This window comes from Elusimicrobiota bacterium, assembly GCA_026388075.1.
GTDB lineage: Bacteria > Elusimicrobiota > Endomicrobiia > Endomicrobiales > JAPLKN01 > JAPLKN01.
The window spans coordinates 1-19,798 of the sequence record JAPLKN010000115.1; the positions used below are offsets into that span (position 1 = coordinate 1).

Sequence of the window (19,798 nt, forward strand, 5' to 3'; positions counted from 1 at the left end):
ACACAGATAACGGCAAGATTGCAGAGATTTTAGGTCTTCTTAATCTGTGAAATCTTTTTAAAATCACTGTAATCAAGGGGGGCACAGAGTTTTTCAGGGCCCCCTAAGTAAGCAAAAGAATAGGAGGGATTTTTTATGGAACCTAAAATCACAGATGAAGAGTTAAAGCTGCGTAATGCATTATACTGGTGGAAGATGACCGGTAATTGGCCGCGCCGCATCAAGAATAAAAAAGGCTCTTTGATCACTCCTCGTTCTAAGCCCCTTCCAAAGAAAAAACGCAACCCACGGTAGGCTATAACAAAACATCCCAAAGGCAGCAAGAAATCTTTCGGAGTAAATGGTATTTTCATTTTATCCCGCTGATTAGAAAACCACGGGCCCCGCAGAGCGGGACTCCATTGTAATGAATGGCGGAAGTCGCACGCCCGTGGGGACTCCATGAAAAAGTTAGGAAATTCATAAAGGGAAAAGAATGAGAATTCATTTCCGGGATCGGCCCTGAGCTTGTTGAAGGGCTTATCCTGGAACGGAATTCGGGCCTGTCCGCCAGAGATTCAGTGGCGGGCTAACACGGCACAAGCGGGTAACCTTTTTCCCAAACCATTTCCTGCTTCGCTTACTTGACAAGTAGTTTATTATAACTTAACATATTATAGTGCGGTAAAGGCTCATAAAAATTAAGAATACCATATAATATACTATGATATAGTATATTATGGTATAAAATTCACCCGGCTATTATGCGGGTTAGACAAAGACATCCTATAAAGATTAGGATGTCTTGATTACACAGATTAAACAGTGATTACACAGATGGAACAAAGGGATGAATTAACAGGGGAAAAATCGAGGTTTTAAAACGAGTTTTTAATCAATTTCGGAAATAAAAGCTGTCAAATAAAGAGGTTTATGTATTAATCTGTGTAATCTGTGAGTGAAAATCTGTGTAATCAGGTATAATGAACATTATACCAGGAGGAAGCGATGAAGAAAACATCGGGAAATAAAAAAAGTGTGCTCTTAATTGCGCTTGCGGCATTAGCGCTTTTTTTCTTTCAGAGCAGTTTAACGGCTAAAGATCTTATCCTTAACCGCACCGGAACTATCAGTGTTACCAAACCGGATGGTACTGTTTTAGTGATAGAACCGCACCAAGTTTTACCTGATATTCCTTCCGGTTCAATAATAGAAGTGTTGAATGGAGGAATCAAGATAGAGCCGTCAGAGGGTTTCATCCAAATCGTGCTCGGGGGCTCGGTAGCTACGGTGAAGGCAGGTGATAACATTACTGCTTCTATTGACCCAAAGACAGCGATGGCCGATTTTGAAGTAATAACAGGGCAGGTAAGAATTATTTCAAGAAATACAACAATTTTTATTAATGCAGGCCAGCGCGCCCAGATGAGTTTAAATGAGGCTAAGGGAATAACAACGACAACGGTAAAAAGTATATCGGGAACCATAGAAGCTGTTACTGTTGGCGTGAAAACCATACTTCCTCGGGGCACAATAACTAATATTAGCGCGGATGCCAAGACGAGGAACATTCATATTGAGTGCATCAAGGGTAACATAGAGGTGATTGCGACCGAAGGCTTGATTGCCAAATTAAAGAAAAAGGAATATGTCAGTATGCTCGGTTCTGCCGAAGGCGAGATCCAGACCTTCAACGAGAAGGAATCCCGATCTGGACCAGGTGAAGAACCGCTCCCTTCAAAACAGGGAGGTTCTTACAAATGCCGCGGGGTCTTAATCTATAAAACAGAATAGTTTGAAAAAGGGGTCAGGTCTTTACATTTAACATCCGCCCTGCGGGGCGGTATCAGAGGTAGCCGCAGGCTTTAGCCCGCGTTCATTTCAACGCACCCTTGAGGGGGCGGCTACATCAGCAAGGTAACACCATAGTCCGCCCCACCACAGGCGGGCAGGCGCGGCGGACGGGGAATAATGCAAATTTAAGGATCGTTGAAGTGCATATTAGGTACGGATACAAATAGGTAGAGATAGCAAAGTGTTTAGGCTTGCATTATGTAACGGTGAGAGGGACGATTGTCTTACATCTTTCGCAATGTTAAATGTAAAGACCTGACCCCTTTTCCGCTTTTCCGGAAATAAAGCTGTCAGATACAATGAACATTATATAAAGGAGGATTTTTATGGCGCCTATGGATATGCGGCCTGAAGGTATTCAGAATATGATGCTTGCGCCGAAAATGCTCTTGAGTATGCATGTGTTACAGCTTAACATTATGGACTTAAAAACTTTTTTGCAGGCAGAGTTGGAAGAAAATCTGCTTCTTGAAGAGGAAGAGCCGGTATCTGAGACTAAAGATGAGGATGAAAGCCGGCTTGATGAGGTGATCTCAGCGCTTGTTGATAAGAAGGAAGCGGGGAACGATGAGTTTAATATTAGCTCAGAAAACGAAAGGTCAGACATAAGGGAAGAGAGAAAAAGTTATTTTGAGAGCCTAAGTGCCGAAAAAGAAAATCTTTACGGGCATCTGCGCGAGCAGCTTGTTCCATTTGCAAAGGATGAAGAGCAGATGCGAATAGGCGAATTTATAATAGGTAATATTGATGATAATGGTTATCTTAAAGTGGATATAAAAGAGATCACGGACATGTTAAATGTTAGCGTGAAAAAAGCCAGAAACACGCTTAATCTTGTAAGAACATTTGATCCCGCTGGGGTTGCCGGACGCAACCTGAAAGAATCGCTGCTTATTCAGTTGATAAACTTAGGAAAGGGCGATAAGCATATTTACAAGATAGTTTATTGGTATTTAGAGGATCTGGGAAAAGGGAATTTTAAAAAAATAGCTAAAGCGCTTTCTATCACCACAGAAGAAGTTGAGTCAGCAAAAAAAAGAATAGCATATCTTAACCCCAAGCCCGGGGCAGTCTTTGGCGAAGATACGGCCGTATGGATAATACCCGATGTCATTTTTCATAAAAACAACGGCGGTTACGACATTGAGATAAATGAAAGAGATTTGCCCAGGCTATCTTTAGGCTCCGCTTATTATAACGCATTAAAAGATAAAAAAGCCGATCCTGTCACAAAAGAGTATGTCAGAAAAAATATTTCCCATGCCAGATGGGTTATTGATGCGGTTAGGCAGAGAAAAAACACCATTAATCGGGTATGCAGATATTTGGTTGACAAGCAAAAGGATTTTTTAGACGAGGGTGCCGGCGCGGCAAAGCCATTATCCATGAAAGAGGCGGCGGATGCGCTTCTCATTAGTGAAGCGACGGTAAGCAGAACAGTTTCCAATAAATATCTGCAGGCTCCTGACCGCTTAATCAGCTTAAAAAGTTTTTTTGTGAAAGGAATTAAACAGGATCTGGGAACGGTTTCTTCGCTGAACATAAAACAAAAGATAAAGGAGCTCGTAGAGAATGAAAATACAAGAAAACCTTTAAAAGATATTGAGATCCAGTCAGCCCTTAAAGGTCAGAGCATAAATATTTCGAGAAGAACTGTTGCTAAGTACAGGGATGCCCTGAATTTAGAGTCTTCCAAAACACGGAAGGGGTGAAAAGGGGTCAGAAAAGGGGTCAGGTCTTTACATTTAACATCCGCCCTGCGGGGCGGTATCAGAGGTAGCCGCGGGCTTTAGCCCGCGCTCATTTCAATGCACCCTTGAGGGGGCGGCTACATCAGCAAGGTAACACCATAGTCCGCCGCGCGGACGGGGAATAATGCAAATTTAAGGATCGTTGAAGTACACATTAGATACGGATACAAATAGGTGGAGATAGCAAAGTGTTTAGGTTTGCATTATGTAACGGTGAGAGAGACGATTGGCGCACATCATTCGCAATGTTAAATGTAAAGACCTGACCCCTTTTCGCAGCAAATGATGGCTATTGCCAATGAAAAAAGGGTCTCATTTTTTTGAATGGACACATAAAAGGGCAAATGGGGAAGAATTTTTTGCCACCGTATTATTGACACGGATGGAGCTTGAAGGCAAGAAGGTCTTGCAGGCGACCGTTCGAGATATAACGCAGGAGAAAAAAACGAAGCTGGAACTTGAGAAAAAAATAGAGGAACTTGAAAGGTTTAATAAAATCGCAGTTGGCAGGGATCTCCGCATGGTGGAGCTGAAAGATAAAATTAGAGAACTGGAAAAAAGGCTGAAATAACACGGATAGACACGGATAAAAAACTGATTAACACAGATGCGAGGTAAGCTATGCTGGATACAGTTAAGGTGCCAAAGCAATTTGAGCCGATATTCGAAAAGGCTCAAGAGTATGTGAGTAAATATTTCAAGGAAAGGAAAGAAGATCCTACAAAAGGCACGATTGAAATATTTGGCCAGCGGTATATTCTGGTAAGAGCCGCCTCTATGTCGGTGGACTTTTTTGATGTTGTTAAGGAACTATATAAAGAGCAAGGAGAGGAAGCGGCGATTAACATAGCAAGACAGCTTCTTTTTGATATTGCTCATACTATCGGAAAACAAGATGCCAAGAATTTTCATAACAGGATGCAACTAAAAGACCCGATTGAGAAACTTTCGGCAGGACCGATTCATTTCTCATATTCTGGCTGGGCGTTTGTGGATATATTTCCTGAATCGAGGCCGTCTGCGGATGAGAATTTCTACCTTATATACGACCATCCTTTCTCGTTTGAGTCTGATGCCTGGGAGAAAAAAAATAAGAAGAGCAATTTTCCCGTATGCGTAATGAATGCGGGTTATTCCTCGGGATGGTGCGAGGAGAGCTTTGGAGTAACTCTGGTCGCGTCTGAAATAATGTGCAAGGCAAAAGGGGATGAGGTATGCCGTTTCATAATGGCACATCCTTCGAAGATAGAGGACTATATAAGAGAATATCTAAAGAAAGAGCCGGAATTAGCAAAAAAGATCACCGCGTATGAAATACCGAGCTTCTTTAAAATAAAACAGATAGAAGAAGAACGCAGGAAGGCGGCGGATGCGCTGAGGAGTTCCGAGGAGAAATTTAGAGCCATTTTTGATAATGCAAACGACGGAATGCTTCTGGCAGATTTGGAGGCAAGAAAATTTTATACCGGCAATAGTTCAGTCTGTCAAATGTTAGGTTATAGTCTTGAAGAGATGAAGAAGTTAGGGGTCACAGACATTCATCCCAAGGAAGATCTACCCTATGTTATAGAACAGTTTGAGAGGCAACTAAGAGGAGAGATTGCAGTGGCTAAAGATCTTCCGGTGAAAAGAAAAGACGGCAGTGTTTTTTATGCTGATGTTAACAGTTCTCCTGTAACGCTGGCTGGAAAAACGTATCTCTTAGGTATCTTTAGAGACATTACCGAGCGCAAAAAGGCAGAAGATAAGATAGATGAGCAAAGAAAGTTTTTAGAAAAGGTGTTAAAATCCCTTACTTATCCTTTCTATGTTATAGATGTAAAGGATTATACGATTAAAATAGCCAATTCTGCTGCGGGGTTTGGCGATTTGTCCAAAGGATTGACCTGTTATGCTTTAACGCATAGGCGCGACAGTCCGTGCACAGAAGAACATATCTGCCCGCTGAAAGAAGTAATGAGAACTAAAAAACCTGTAATGACAGAACATATTCACTATGATAAAGACGGCAATGGAAAATATTTTGAAGTGCACGGAGACCCCATTTTTAACAGCGAAGGAAATGTTGTCCAGATGATTGAATATTCCATAGACATCACCGAGCGCAAGCAGGCGGAGAAGGCGCTGCGCGAGAGCGAGGACTATTTAGGCGCTACATTACGCTCCATAGGTGATGGTGTGATCAGCACAGATTCGGAGGGGAACATTATTAGCCTGAACTCTGTCGCTGAAAAGCTTACGGGTTGGCTCAGTTCCGAGGCAAAGGGCCGCCCGATATCTGATGTTTTTCATATTATCAATACACAAACCCGAGAAGCGGTAGAAAGTCCCGTTCCGAGTGTTATAGCCGGAGGCCGGACCGTCTTCATGGCCAAACACACATTACTTATTGCCCGTGACGGCACGGAGCATCAAATTGATGACAGCTGCGCTCCTATTTGTGACATTAACGGGAAAGTCATTGGTACGGTGATGGTTTTACGCGATATAACTGAGGAATATCGCGTGCGGGAGGCTTTGAAGGAGAAGACAGCTCTGTTATCCAGCTTGCTTGATTCTATTCCGGACCTAGTTTTCTACAAAGATAAACAAGGCGTGTATCTTGGCTGCAATCCTGAGTTTGCCCGCTTTGTTAATCGAGATATCTCAGCCATTATCGGCTTCAAAGATCATGACTTATTCAGTAAAGAGGTATCTGATTCTTTTCGCAAGCAGGACCAAATCATGTTGAATCAGGGAATGCCGCTTCAAAATGAGGAGTGGCTCACTTACCCGGACGGGACTCGTTCGCTTGTGGACACATTAAAAGCTCCGCTGCGCGATGCTGACGGCCAAGTTGTAGGCCTGCTTGGTTTAAGCCGCAACATTACCGAGCGCAAGCTGGCGGAGGAATTTTTGCGTGACAGTGAGGAAAGATTTCGCTCTCTCTTTACCGAATCAAGAGATGCCATGATGACACTTTCACCTGAGGCGGGATTCATGTCCGGAAATCCCGCTGCCATCAAGATGTTTGCTTGTAAGGATGAAGATGATTTTATTTCCAAATCGCTGGGGGTTATGTCTCCGGAATATCAGCCGGACGGCGCCTTGTCAGCTGATAAAGCGCGGGAGATGATGGCGCTGGCAATAAAAGAAGGCTCGCGATTTTTTGAATGGGTTCATAAGAGCAGGGACGGAACGGAATTCCCGGCAACTGTCTTGCTTTCAAAATTTGAAATTGGCGGCAAGGTAATCCTGCAAGCGACTGTGCGCGACATCAGCCAGGAGAAGAGAGCGGAACAAGAGATGAAAGAAGCGGTGGCAATAAAGTCCGATTTTATTTCAATGGTGTCGCATGAATTGCGAACTCCGCTTGGGGTTATTATGGAGGGGATCAATATTGTTCTTGATGGATCGTTAGGAGAGTGCAACGAAAAACAAAAGGATTTTTTGTCTATGGCGAAAAGAAATGTTGACAGGCTTGGCCGTTTGATCAACGATGTGCTGGTTATTCAAAAGATGGAAGCCGGGATGATGAAATTTAATGTGCAGGAAGGAGCCATTAATGAAGCTGTCAGGGATATCTGGTCTGCGATGCTGCGCCTCGCCGAGGAAAAAGGATTGCGGTTAGAGATGGAAATAGAGGAGAATCTGCCCAAAATAAGTTTTGACAGTGACAGGATATTGCAGGTTTTAACGAACCTTTTGAACAATGCCATTAAATTCACGGAAAAAGGAGTGGTTGCTATCAAAACGGAAAAGATGGATAATGTCATCAAGGTCTCTGTTTCTGACACAGGGCCAGGCATCAGAAATGAAGATATGCATAAACTCTTCGGCAAATTTGAGCAAATCTCTGCCGGCAACCAAAGAAAAACCGGAGGGACCGGGCTGGGCCTTGCTATTAGCAGGAATATCATAGAACAACACAGGGGGAAAATTTGGGCGGAGTCAGAATTTGGCAAAGGCACAATTTTTTCGTTTACGCTGCCGATAATGGAAAGAAGAGGGTAATATGGCAAAAAAAATTCTTATTATTGATGATGAACCGGATTTTATTAAAGTGGCGGTTGCCCGATTAGAAATGGAAGGATATTCCGTGGTACAAGCTGCGGACGGGCTGTCCGGGCTGGATATGATGCAAACGGAAAAGCCGGATATGGTGATTTTGGATGTGATGTTGCCCGGGATTAACGGATATGAGGTTTGCCACAGGGCAAAACTCAGTGAAGCGATACGAGACATCCCAATAGTGATATTCACCGCGAGCGTTGAAGCTCTCCCGGCCAGCAAAACGGCGCAAGAAATCGGGGTGAGCGGGTTTATTTTGAAACCCTACAAAGTCAAAGAATTGCTGCAGGAAGTGAAAAGAATCTTGAATGAATAATAGCGCCGCGCTCATTACGGTTCCGATGTTGTTGCCATTCCTGCGGAGAGACTGTGTCATAATGTGGATTTTTGAACTTGACTATTCCCCGCCTGTGGCGGGGCGGACTGGGCGGATGTTCATTGTAGCCGCAACCTTTAGGTTGCGTTTTCCGTCGTAGACAAATCGCCCCGCAAGCGGGGTGGCTACCAAAAAGGCGGTTCTGACACAGTCTTCTTCTGTGCGGGGTCGCAAAGACACCGGCAACTACAGTTATGACACAGTCTGGGAAGCAGGAATCCGGAAAAATCTGTCATCCCGGGCTTGCCTGCCCGCCTCAGGAGGGATCCGGGATCTCGTAGTTAATTTTGAATGTTTCTCTCAACCTTAACCTGTCTCACTCTTAACCTTGTAGTTCGGATGGCAAAGAGGAATAATACAGCCGGGATAAAAAAAGGGAATTAAATTTGTCGCATTGCAAGACCTGACCCCTTTACGAGGTGATCGTTAATGACGATATTTATTGACAAGCTTATGGAGAAAGGCTTTATTACGATAGATCAACTTTCCGAAACAAGAGAAAAGCAGATCGGAGCCAAAAAACCGTTGCAAGAGCTGCTTGTGGATATGGGATTTATTAGTGACGAAGACCTTATAAAAACAGCGTCAGAAGTATTTGAAATGCCGATAGTCTCCCTTGACGGGGAGGTCTTTGATAAGAAGGTCATAAAGGCTTTTCCGTACGAAAAAGCAAAGAGATACGGAGTATTGCCTCTGCGTAAAGAAGATGGAAAAACTATCCTCGCCATGAGCGACCCTCAAGATATTGATGCCATAGATGTATCAAGCAGCTTGACGGGTTCCCAGATCGTTCCTGTGCTTGCAACGAAAGAAGATATAAATAAATTTACCGAAAAAGTGTACGATTCTGACGAGAGTCTTTATGATCTTCTGAAGAACGCGGTTGTCGGATCAAAGATGGAAGCGGTAAGTGGACGGGATGAGGGCCGGGGAGATAAAGGCGGGAATGGCGGCGATGGTGCTGACGCCTCACCCATGGTTAGACTGGTTGAGTTTATATTTGTTGATGCTGTCAATAACAGGGCCAGTGATATACACATAGAACCCCAGAGTGAATACAGCTCAGTTCGCTACAGGATCGACGGAGAACTCCGCAATATAGTGAAGATACCCGCGGGTTTGCATGGTTTTCTCGTCAGGAGGATAAAGATAATATCCAATTTGGATATTACAGAAGAACGAAAAGCTTTTGATGGAAAATCGGTTATTATGATAAATAAAGAAAAGGTGGATATTAGGATATCTATCATTCCTTCATACTATGGCGAGAAAGTAGTGCTTCGGATACTGGGAAGGATGCATGCGGGAGTTAATCTTGACGGAATAGGTTTTGAGGGAAAGGATTTGGAGAAATTCAGAGAAGAGATAAAGCGCCCGCAGGGGATGATCCTGGTGACCGGCCCGACCGGCAGCGGCAAAACAAGCACGCTTCACGCTGCCATCAGCGAAGTGAAAAATGAGGCACGGAATATAATAACTATAGAAGACCCCGTGGAATATTTGGTAGAAGGCGTGACCCAGATACAAGTTAACGCGAAAAAGGATATTACATTTGTCAACGGCCTAAAAAGCATCTTGCGGCAGGATCCCGATGTTATATTTGTCGGAGAAATAAGGGATCTGGATACGGCTCAGATAGCTTTTAGGGCGGCACTTACCGGGCATATGGTGTTTTCAACCCTGCATACCAATAGCGCCGTGGCCTGCATTACCCGGCTTCGTGATTTGGGCCTTGAGTTGTACCTTTTAGCATCGTCTGTTAACCTTGTTTTAGCCCAGCGCCTGGTAAAAACGATATGCCCCCATTGCAGGGAGAAGTATACTCCGCAAGAGGATTTATTAAAACAGTACAAAATATATTTAGACGTATATAAAGCAAAAGAATTTTATCATGGCAGCGGATGCAGTAAATGCGGATTCAGGGGTTTTTATGGCAGAACAGCCATTTGCGAGATGGTTATTTTTACAGATGGAATAAGGAGCTTGGTGAGCAAAGGCGCTTCGGAAACAGAAATAGTGAAGAAGGCCAGAGATGAGGGAATGAGGACGCTTGTTGAGGCGGGTATAGAGAAGGTCATTCGGGGAATTACCACTTTGGAAGAGGTGGCTCAATTACTAGATCTGCCCATAAAAGAAGAATGCCTAAAGGAAGATGTCCGCCAAGAAGTAAAAAGAGAAAAGCCGCTTATCCTTATTGCCGACGACGAGAATGACTTAAGGCTTATTCTTGCACAGAGGCTAATAGATGCCGGTTACGATGTTCTTCAGGCAATAGACGGCAGAGAGGCTGTCAGACTAGCCACAATGGAAGCTCCGGATATTATCGTTACTGATTTGATGATGCCTATTATGGATGGAATTTCCGCTGTCAAAGAACTGCGGGCTAATCTTGAGACGGCGGGTATCCCAATAATAATGCTGACGGCCAAGCAGGATAAGGAGAGCGAGATTGAAGGTTTTGATGCCGGTGCCGACGATTACATCACGAAACCTTATGATAAAGACAGGCTTTTTAAAAGAATAGAGATTCTGATAAAACGGAGGAAAAGAGATAAATGAATGAAGACGAAAGGCATGCCGGCAGAGAAGATACTGTCAGAGATATTCTGAAAGATTTTGACGCAAGGCGGAAAAAACAGGAAGAGGACATTCATTTAGCTGCTTTGAAAAAGCGAAAAAAGGAATTCCTTGTCCGCACGGCAGCGGCCGTGGGTGTTTTTGTTGTCGCGGCTTTAATGACATATATGGCATATTTAACCGTAAGACAGAGCAGGTTGTTTCAAGGGCCGCGGTATTGGGCCCTAGGGCGTCCCGCACATGAAGATCCCAAAATGAATCTGTGCATTGGTAATCTTTGGAAGATCAGAAGGGCTGTGGATATTTACTATACTTCGCACGGTAATTTTCCGGATTCAATGGACGCTATTTATAAAGACGGGCAGATTGTCGTCAAATATCTAAGTCCGTTCCTGGTGTGTCCCGGGAGCGGGAAAGAGTATGTTTTTAAGGAGCTTGACGGGAAAAATATTTTTTGTTGTCCATCGCCGGAAACGCACGGGGTGAGGGATATTTTCGTTGAGGTGCGCAGCGGCGCTCCCGTTGTAAAAGAAAAATGAATACAACATGGTTTCAGCCGCAGGCAGAATAATAGCGGCAAAAGCCGAGCAGCAGCAGTTTGAAAACAAGTGAGGTAATAGAATGAAACTGCTTAATAACAAAGCGTTTACCATAGTTGAACTGATGGTAGTGATAGTAATAATCGGTATTTTAGCCGGCGGTGTTCTGACGCTGAATTATTTGCGGAGCCGTCAGATAGCAGCGGAAAAAGCATGCTTTTACACCTTGCGGCTTATTGAGCGCACCGAGCAGCGGTATGTATATGAAAAGGAGCGGCACTCAAATTCAATGCAGGAGCTTGTTGATGGCAATTTTCTTACAGCCAGGCCGAAGTGCCCGTCCGGCGGGGTTTATGCGTGGGTCTCCGAACCCCAGAACAGCGAAGCATATCAGACGCAGATGGTGTGTTCTATACATGGGCCCGAGGCAGAAGAGGTAGTCCAGGAAGAGATAGTCAAGGAAAAGATTGTCAAGGAAAAGAAATTCAAGGAAAAGATATAAGAAAGAAAAAGGGGGGAAAGGGGTCTTTATATTTAACAGTGAGGAATCTGTGTCAGGCCATCCTTCACTAAAGTTTCGGAAGGGCACTGCTTCACTAATTCAGTAAATCCGTGCCCGGCTTTACTTTCTTAAATTTGACTATTCCCCGCCTGTGGCGGGGCGGACTGGGCTGAGGTTCATTTCGGAGAAAATTTTGCCGACGGAAAATAACAATCCTTCCAAAAAATCAATCAAATCTTAGTTTAACCTCTTTTAACCAATTTTAACGAATTTGAACCTCATATGGACACTTTTTGGACACCACAAATTTCCCAGCGATGCCCTAAATTATGGATGTCATTTTCACCTATCCCCAAGAATAATAAGAGGCTTTCTTTCCCCAAATTAAATATATATAATTATCAAAACCAAGTATAGAATGAAAAGGGAATTGGCCCCGCTAAAGCGGGACTCCATTTAAGATAACTAAGGAAGTCGCAGGGAGGAGAATTAATGAAAAGAATATTCTTAATAATGTCATGTGTTTCTATTTGTAATACAATTATTTATTGTAAAGAATTGCCGGTACAGACAAATAGTGAACCGGCGAAGGATTCAAACTTAACTTTAGAAATTTCCATGGATGACCAAGGTGCGGAAAATATTGTATTTCTTCAAGATAAGAACGTAATAGGTAAAGCAACTCAAAAACCGGATGATTTTCAAATAAATATTTCTACTATTGGCAATAAATTGATAGATGGAAAATACCGCGGAAAAGTACCTGAACAGTCTGTTCAGGGTGAAACTGAGATATGGCAGGAGGAACTATCGGATAGATCCGGAATCCTTGAGATTCCGATAGCCGGCCGGAAAATCCAGGGAAATGTGTTAACGTATTTTAAAAAAGAACAGATCAAATCATCATTCCCGTACGTAAATGGGAAACTGCAAGGCGAAACCGTATCATATTATAAATCCGGAAACATAATGGCCAAAAAGAATTTTGTGAATGGGAAACTCAACGGTTCAGCGGTAAATTACTTTGATTTTGAGAACTCTCCGGAATCGCCGAGCACACAACTAATATGCAGTTTTCAAAATGGTAAATTGAACGGAGCGTATAAGGAATACTACAGAAATGAGAAAATAAAAGCAGAGTATAATTATTTGAACGGAGAGCTTAACGGCAGTTTCAAAGAGTATCGAAATGACGGGAGTCCGGACAGAGAAGGGACTTATAAAATGGCCAAATTCGACAGGGTAGTAAAGACTTATTCTGAATTGAATTTTCTTAAGTCGGAAGAAACCTATAAGAATGGGGTTTTAGACGGTCCTTCGAAGACTTACCACAAGAACGGCAATCTGGAATTTGAAGGCACTTATAACAATTCCAAAAAAAACGGATTGATAAAAGAATACTATAACAATGGCACCCTGATGAGTAAGGGCCTATATATCAATGATGTGAAAGACGGTATTCATGAAGAATATTATGAAAGCGGACTTCCCAAAAGCATAATTCCATACAAAAAAGGCGCAATAGACGGACTTTCAAAATCATTTAATGAAAATGGAAAGATCTTGGAAATAACCAGTTATAAGAACGGCAAGAAAAATGGAACTTCTATTTTATATTCCAAGTATAATAGCGAAACACCGGCACAAGTAGACACGTATAAAAATGATAGTCTCATTAACCGCAAAAGTTATGACGACAGAGGAAAGCTTGAATTTAATCAAGATTATCCGTATTTGGAAGAACAACCTAAATAGAATTAATATTTATAATTAGCCATGATTGTAACAAAAAGTTAGCTCATAATAATAAGTATTGCAAAAATATAATCTGATTTTCCATTTGGACAGGCCATCTCTTATCTTCTTACAGTCAAGACATGATTGATAGTTTGGGCAACCGACCGGACACTTTTTGGGCACCAGAAGAAGATGAAGACAATAGTGCTGGTTTGACCATAAGTGAAAACATATTGTATAATAAAACACTTTTGAATAAAGGGCTTTCAGGGTTTCATCCTGAGTTCCTTGGTAGTTTGGCGTAGTTGTTTTTACCAAGTACTAAGTACTATTGACTAAGTACTGTTTTATCGCCGGGGTGATCCCGTATAGAGCTTCGCTCTTTTACGGGATCAACTCCACAACCCAGCTTCGTTGGGTGTTCCTTGTTTTTATGTCGTGTCTTTTAACTTGTGAACTCGTGAACTGGTTAACTTTTGAACTGTAGTGTATGGGCGGGTGGCCCTTCGGCTTCGCTCAGGGTAAACTCCACGAGCCGACTTTGTCGGCTGTTCCTTAGATTTGATTTTTTATTTTTGTCTTTACTGGTAACTGATAACTGGTCACTGGTAACTGTCGTTAGCGGGCGGGTGGCGGAACTGGCAGACGCACAGGACTTAAAATCCTGAGGTCCTCACGGACCGTGAGGGTTCAATTCCCTCCCCGCCCAGTAGTTTCAACAAAATAAAATAGAATTGAGCGAGTAAAAAGATGTCCAAACTCTGCGAAAAACTTAAACAGAATAAATTTGTTATTACGGCGGAACTGTTTCCTCCGAAAGGGACGGATACGTCTGTCCTTATGAAACGGGCGGATATAATCGGGCCTTTAGTTGACGGAATAAATGTGACCGACAATCAGCGCGCTTGTATGCGGTTGGGTTCAATAGCGATTAGCCATTTACTTTTAGATAAAGGATATGAGCCCATTGTACAAATGACTTGCCGGGACAGAAACCGTATTGCGTTGCAGTCAGATCTTTTGAGCGCCTATGTGTTAGGAATACGAAATATTTTGATACTCAGCGGAGACCATCCGAGCGTGGGAGAATATAAAGATATTAAAGGTGTTTATGATCTTGATACGATCCAGCTTCTAAATGCCGTAAAAACTCTTCAATCCGGATCCGACCTTTCAGGCGGTAAACTAAAAGGATCGCCGGAATTTTGTGTAGGAGCTGTTGTTAATCCTACGGCAAATCCGGTTGAGCTTCAAATAATGATGATGGAAAAGAAAGCCAAAGCCGGGGCAAAGTTTTTTCAGACACAAACTGTGTTTGATGTTCAAAAATTTAAGGAATTTTACAACAAGGTAAAAAGCTTTGGCGTAAAGGTTTTGCCGGGAGTAACACTTTTAAAATCGCCTGAGTTTGTTAAATTTTTAGGCAATCTTCCCGGAGTTAGTATCCCTAAAGAAGTTGCTGAAAGGATAGAATCCTCAAAGGAACCTCTGAAGGAAGGAATAAAAATCTGCGCAGAAACTATTAAAGAGCTGAAAAAGTTTGCCGATGGCGTCCATATTATGGCAATCGGCATGGAAGAATACATCCCGGAAATATTGAAGGAAGTTGGTTAAGGATAATAATTCCGTTTGAATCTTGAAAACGTCATTGCGCGCCTTTGGGCCTTTGTGGCAGAAAGACACAAAGGAAGCAGTTTGCGACGAAGCAATCTCAGTGTTTGATGAATTGAGATCGCCGCGCCCTTCGGGCTCGCGATGACTTTTTAATTAAAAAAGGATTTAATATGTTGGAAGTCAGCCTGATTATAATTATTATTTTGGTTTTAGTATTGCCTATAACTGTTCACTTTATTGAAAAAAATCTTGAGGCATTTCTTTTTTTCATGGGAATACTTGCAGTTACGTTTTCGCATTTTTGGAATAATGAAAAAATGTGGTCTTTTCGGCTTGTAAAAGAAGCGCTTGTTGAACCCATTATGATAACCTTAGCCGTAGTTGTTGTCGGTATAATTGTTTTTATTTTTAAAAAACAAATTGAAAAATATATTTCAGGGATAGAAAAATCACTTGGAAGGGAATGGTTCACATTTTCACTAATTTTGTTTTTAGGCCTTTTTTCAAGTTTTATTACGGCAATTATGGCCGCAATACTTTTAGTTGAAATAATCAGCGTTTTAAAATACCAAAAGGGATTAGAAATAAAAATAGTAATTCTTGGATGCTTCTCAATCGGGTTTGGCGCTGCGTTGACCCCTATAGGCGAGCCGCTTTCAACAATTATGATTGCAAAATTACGAGGGGGGCCCTATTATGCGGATTTTTTCTTTCTGTTAAGAAATGCGGGACAATTTATTATTCCTGGAATTTTATTTTTCAGCATCTTGGGATTCTTCTTGAAAGATACGAGTCAAAAAAACGAAAGTGGACTTCATGAGAAAACCAACGAGAAAATACAAGATATTTTTATTCGCGGAGGAAAAGTATATCTTTTTATTATGGCTCTAATATTTTTGGGAGCGGGGTTTAAGCCGATTATTGATAAGTATATCATTCATTTGCCCGGGGGCGCGTTATATTGGATAAATATTTTGTCTGCAGTAATGGACAATGCAACCTTGTCCGCGGCGGAAATCAGCCCCAAAATGTCGTTGCTGCAGATTAAATATGTGTTAATGGGGCTTTTAATAGCCGGAGGGATGCTTATCCCGGGAAATATACCAAATATTATTTCTGCGGGAAGGCTTGGAATAAAGAGTAAACAATGGGCTAAATACGGAGTACCGCTAGGTTTTATTGTTATGATTATTTATTTTCTTATATTTGAAGTTTTTATTTCTTCGTAAAGGACGGTGCTATGGTAAAAGGAAAATACAAGGAAACAAAAGGATCGCTGATTACCTATCGGCCGGATATCAAAATTATTGATTGTACCGTCCGTGACGGCGGATTGATGAACAGTCATCAGTTTGATGATGATTTTGTTAAACGAATTTACAATACTTGCATTGAAGCCGGCGCTAATTATATGGAGTTTGGATATAAAGCGTCAAAAAAGATGTTTGCAAAAGACAAATTCGGTGCATGGAAATTCTGCGATGAAGAAGATATCAGGCGCATTATTGGTGACAAAAAATCACAGCTTAAAATCTGCGCTATGGCGGATGCTGAAAGAACTGACTACCATACGGATATTTTGCCGAAACAAAAAAGCGTTTTGGACTGTATTAGAGTTGCTACTTATATAAATCAAATACCGACCGCACTAGATATGGTAAAAGATGCCCACGATAAAGGATATGAAACAACGGTTAACTTGATGGCAGTCTCAGTGGTTCCGGAAAGCGAACTTTTTGAAGCGCTGGAACTATTTGCCAAGAGTCCTGTAGATGTTGTTTATATTGTTGACAGCTTTGGCGCATATTATCCTGAGCAGATTCGGGGATTAATGGGCCATTTCAATAAAATTTTAAAAGGTAGCGGAAAAGAGATAGGAATACATACGCACAATAATCAGCAGCTGGCTTTCGCAAATACTATTGAAGCGTTAATATGGGGTGCCAGCCGGGTTGATTCAACTATAAATGGATTCGGGCGCGGAGCAGGTAACTGTTCCCTTGAAATTTTATTAGGATTTCTTAAAAATCCCGCATATGATCTTAGACCGGTACTAAAATGTATAGAAGACCTTTTTGTTCCTCTGCGTGAAAATATTGATTGGGGATACAGCATACCTTACATGATAACCGGACAATTAAATGAACATCCCAGATCGGCTATGGAACTCAGAGATGGTGAAAATAAAGATAAGTATCTGGATTTTTACGATAAGATGTTAGAGTAGTTTGCCAAACCCACTCATAATGTATAAACGGGAGAAAGAGATGTTTTTAAGGTGCTGGACTCTGATTCTTGTTCTTCTTTTTTCGGGATGTTTTTCATATTGTTTGAGTTCAACATTTGAACTATATGACAAGGGTAGTGAAGATATCGTTGATTATGAAAAATATGGGACTTTTGTTGACGTTGGCAAAAATACTTATGCGTATAAAATGGCCGATCCTGCGGGCTTGAAAAAAGCGGTCGGGGAAGGAATATTTCCAAATGTTCAAAGCGTTTTGCAGGATCCGAAATATAAAGAAGCGAAGGCAGAAGGAAAACTTGAAGGAACCCAGTGGGATTATGTAAATACAGACAATTTTCAGCTTAATTTTTATAAATGGGCAACTATTCAAGATGATCCGGGTGTAAAACTTTATTACACGGCACTTGCTCTCGAGCGGTCGGGAGATCTGCTGCGCGCGATAAAAGCATATTATGCGATTGCGGTTCATTTCCCTAGGTCCAGCGGGGTAACATATTGGGGAACGGTATGGTATATCGGGCCTGTCGCGATAAATAAAATCAGATACCTCTGCAGAGAACATCCCGAACTAGGGATTCTTCTGGAAAAGGCTTCTATATATGTTCTAAACAGTTTTGATGCGAGCAGAGGAAATGACATTTTTATTATTAATCCCGGAAAGATTGTTCGAGGAAGCCCTCAAGAATTTCCAGAACCAAAGGTGGATTTTTCTAAGCTCAAAATAGTGAAACTTACTGGCACAGGAAGGGTAAAACTCGCACAGTGGCCAAATAAACAATGGACGCTTTTTGTTGACGGAGAGCCATATATCATCCGCGGCATGGCATATTCTCCCAACAAAGTGGGTTTAAGCCCGGATACAGGTACGCTTAATCCTTCAAAAGACTGGATGTGGGCTGATAATAACAAGAACGGAATTATTGATGGTGCTTATGAAGCTTTTGTTGACAAAAACAGGAATAATCTCCGCGACAAAACCGAAAAAACTGTTGGCGATTTCAAACTAATGAAGAAAATGGGTGTCAATACTCTGCGGTTATACCATCACGGCGGATTCAATAATGAACTTTTGATGAATGGATATAAAAACTACGGGTTCATGTATCTTATGGGCGATTTCCTGGGCATGTATGCTACGGGTTCAGGCGCTGAATGGTATTCCGGAACTGACTATACGGATCCGCAACAGCAAGAGAACATGCTTGATAGCGTAAAAAAAATGGTTGAAAAATACAAAGACCAGCCGTATATTTTAATGTGGGTTTTAGGAAATGAAAACAATTACGGTATTCCAGGCATTCCCGGAAAAACTCCCGGTTCAGGATGCCGAGCAAAACAGCAGCCCGATGCTTATTATGAATTTGTGAATAAAGCTGCAGCTTTGATCAAATCTTTAGACCCCGAAAAAAGGCCGGTCGCTGTATCTAACGGCGACCTTCTCTACCTTGATATCTGCGCCCAGAAAGCGCCTGAAGTTGATGTGTTCGGGTGCAATTCATATCGCGGAGAGCAGGGTTTTGGCAATCTATTTTGGGACGTAAAAAACGCTTTTGACAGGCCGGTTTTAATAACGGAATACGGATGTTCCGCATTTCACAAATTGTGGAATCGGAAACGCGCCGAGGAAGGCCAGGCCGACTATCACCGCGGTAACTGGATTGATATCGAAAGTAATTTTTCGGGCAGCGGAGAAGGAAATGCGCTTGGGGGCGTTATTTTTGAATGGATTGATGAATGGTGGAAGGCAGGCCCGCCGCCCAAATTTTTGCCGGACGTTCAGGATAAAGTGCCTCAGTTTGGCGCGCCGTTTCTAGATGGATGGAGCTATGAAGAATTTATGGGAATAACGAGTCAGGGGAAAGGGAAACTCAGCCCTTTTTTGCGCCAATTAAGGCCCGCCTATTTTACTTACATGAAATTATGGGAAAAATATAGGCAGACACCGCCAAAGAGCAAAACTAAATGAATTGCCTTGTCGTGAAGAATTTAATTATAAGCAATTTGACAAAATTCGACGGAATTGGTATTATAACAACCCTTTTTAATAATCGCGGGGTGGAGCAGCCCGGTAGCTCGTCAGGCTCATAACCTGAAGGTCAGAGGTTCAAATCCTCTCCCCGCAATATTTCGACTCGCTTCGCTCGCTCAATATTTGAGACCGTGGGGCGAGTTTTTCTTTTAAAGTTTTATAGTCCTGAGCGAATATAATGAGTCGAAGGACTCTCCCCGCAATGGTTCGACTCCCCTCACTTCGTTCGGTCCGCTCACCACGAGACGAAATGAGGGGATTCTTATTTGGGGATTAAGCAACCAATTGTCGAACCATCCTGAGCGAGCGGAGCGAGTCGAAGGAGTAAAGCATAGTAGTTCGACTCCCTTTCGACAAGCTCAAGGTCGGACTTCGGCTGAGCTCAGTCGAAGCCCTCACCACGAGCTGGTTGGAAGGGAGTTTTCTTTTGAAAAATATTAAACTGTCGAACCATCCTGAGCGAGCGGAGCGAGTCGAAGGAGTAAAGCATAGTAGTTCGACTCCCTTTCGACAAGCTCAAGGTCGGACTTCGGCTGAGCTCA

Annotated in this window: 15 protein-coding genes and 2 tRNA genes; 16 read left to right on the forward strand and 1 reads right to left on the reverse strand. The window is 42.4% G+C overall.

The genetic code is table 11. The annotated features are described in order from the left end of the window. Window positions 1-29 precede the first annotated feature (29 nt). On the reverse strand, window positions 30-353 hold the full coding sequence (locus NT145_05940; protein MCX5782228.1) for a hypothetical protein: 324 nt from the start codon (window positions 351-353) through the stop codon (window positions 30-32). Between the two features lie 634 nt (window positions 354-987). Between NT145_05940 and NT145_05945 the strand changes: the two genes are divergently transcribed. The 16 genes from NT145_05945 (at window position 988) to NT145_06020 (ending at window position 19,350) form a co-directional block, all read left to right on the forward strand. Next, complete coding sequence (locus tag NT145_05945) at window positions 988-1,773, forward strand: hypothetical protein (GenBank protein ID MCX5782229.1); 786 nt, start codon at window positions 988-990, stop codon at window positions 1,771-1,773. Window positions 1,774-2,159: 386 nt separating this feature from the next. Beyond that, window positions 2,160-3,545, forward strand: a complete 1,386-nt coding sequence (rpoN, locus tag NT145_05950) for an RNA polymerase factor sigma-54 (protein MCX5782230.1) — start codon at window positions 2,160-2,162, stop codon at window positions 3,543-3,545. A gap of 337 nt (window positions 3,546-3,882) precedes the next feature. Next, window positions 3,883-4,155, forward strand: a complete 273-nt coding sequence (locus NT145_05955; protein ID MCX5782231.1) for a PAS domain S-box protein — start codon at window positions 3,883-3,885, stop codon at window positions 4,153-4,155. A gap of 50 nt (window positions 4,156-4,205) precedes the next feature. Next, the gene (locus NT145_05960; GenBank protein ID MCX5782232.1) at window positions 4,206-7,577 is read left to right on the forward strand and encodes a PAS domain S-box protein; all 3,372 of its coding nucleotides are present in this window, start codon (window positions 4,206-4,208) and stop codon (window positions 7,575-7,577) included. Window position 7,578: 1 nt separating this feature from the next. Beyond that, the gene (locus NT145_05965; protein ID MCX5782233.1) at window positions 7,579-7,950 is read left to right on the forward strand and encodes a response regulator; all 372 of its coding nucleotides are present in this window, start codon (window positions 7,579-7,581) and stop codon (window positions 7,948-7,950) included. A 489-nt stretch (window positions 7,951-8,439) separates the two neighbouring features. Then, window positions 8,440-10,569 carry an ATPase, T2SS/T4P/T4SS family gene (locus NT145_05970; GenBank protein ID MCX5782234.1) on the forward strand — a complete coding sequence of 710 codons (2,130 nt, stop codon included), beginning with the start codon at window positions 8,440-8,442 and terminating at the stop codon, window positions 10,567-10,569. Then, a complete protein-coding gene (locus tag NT145_05975) occupies window positions 10,566-11,126 on the forward strand; it encodes a hypothetical protein (GenBank protein MCX5782235.1) in 561 nt (186 codons plus the stop codon). Before NT145_05970 ends, NT145_05975 begins: the two co-directional genes overlap by 4 nt. Before the next feature lie 82 nt (window positions 11,127-11,208). Beyond that, window positions 11,209-11,628 carry a prepilin-type N-terminal cleavage/methylation domain-containing protein gene (locus NT145_05980; GenBank protein MCX5782236.1) on the forward strand — a complete coding sequence of 140 codons (420 nt, stop codon included), beginning with the start codon at window positions 11,209-11,211 and terminating at the stop codon, window positions 11,626-11,628. Window positions 11,629-12,120: 492 nt separating this feature from the next. Further along, on the forward strand, window positions 12,121-13,383 hold the full coding sequence (locus NT145_05985; GenBank protein MCX5782237.1) for a toxin-antitoxin system YwqK family antitoxin: 1,263 nt from the start codon (window positions 12,121-12,123) through the stop codon (window positions 13,381-13,383). A gap of 122 nt (window positions 13,384-13,505) precedes the next feature. Continuing rightward, window positions 13,506-13,670, forward strand: a complete 165-nt coding sequence (locus NT145_05990) for a hypothetical protein (protein ID MCX5782238.1) — start codon at window positions 13,506-13,508, stop codon at window positions 13,668-13,670. 318 nt (window positions 13,671-13,988) lie between these two features. Continuing rightward, window positions 13,989-14,074, forward strand: a tRNA-Leu gene (locus NT145_05995). 41 nt (window positions 14,075-14,115) lie between these two features. Continuing rightward, entirely contained in the window at window positions 14,116-14,979 is an 864-nt protein-coding gene (locus NT145_06000) for a methylenetetrahydrofolate reductase (protein ID MCX5782239.1), read from the forward strand. Between the two features lie 170 nt (window positions 14,980-15,149). Further along, the gene (locus NT145_06005; protein ID MCX5782240.1) at window positions 15,150-16,208 is read left to right on the forward strand and encodes a DUF1646 family protein; all 1,059 of its coding nucleotides are present in this window, start codon (window positions 15,150-15,152) and stop codon (window positions 16,206-16,208) included. An 11-nt stretch (window positions 16,209-16,219) separates the two neighbouring features. Next, window positions 16,220-17,206 carry an aldolase catalytic domain-containing protein gene (locus tag NT145_06010; GenBank protein ID MCX5782241.1) on the forward strand — a complete coding sequence of 329 codons (987 nt, stop codon included), beginning with the start codon at window positions 16,220-16,222 and terminating at the stop codon, window positions 17,204-17,206. 40 nt (window positions 17,207-17,246) lie between these two features. Further along, complete coding sequence (locus tag NT145_06015; protein ID MCX5782242.1) at window positions 17,247-19,193, forward strand: hypothetical protein; 1,947 nt, start codon at window positions 17,247-17,249, stop codon at window positions 19,191-19,193. Window positions 19,194-19,276: 83 nt separating this feature from the next. Continuing rightward, window positions 19,277-19,350: transfer RNA gene (locus NT145_06020), tRNA-Met, on the forward strand. The last annotated feature ends 448 nt before the right edge of the window (window positions 19,351-19,798 follow it).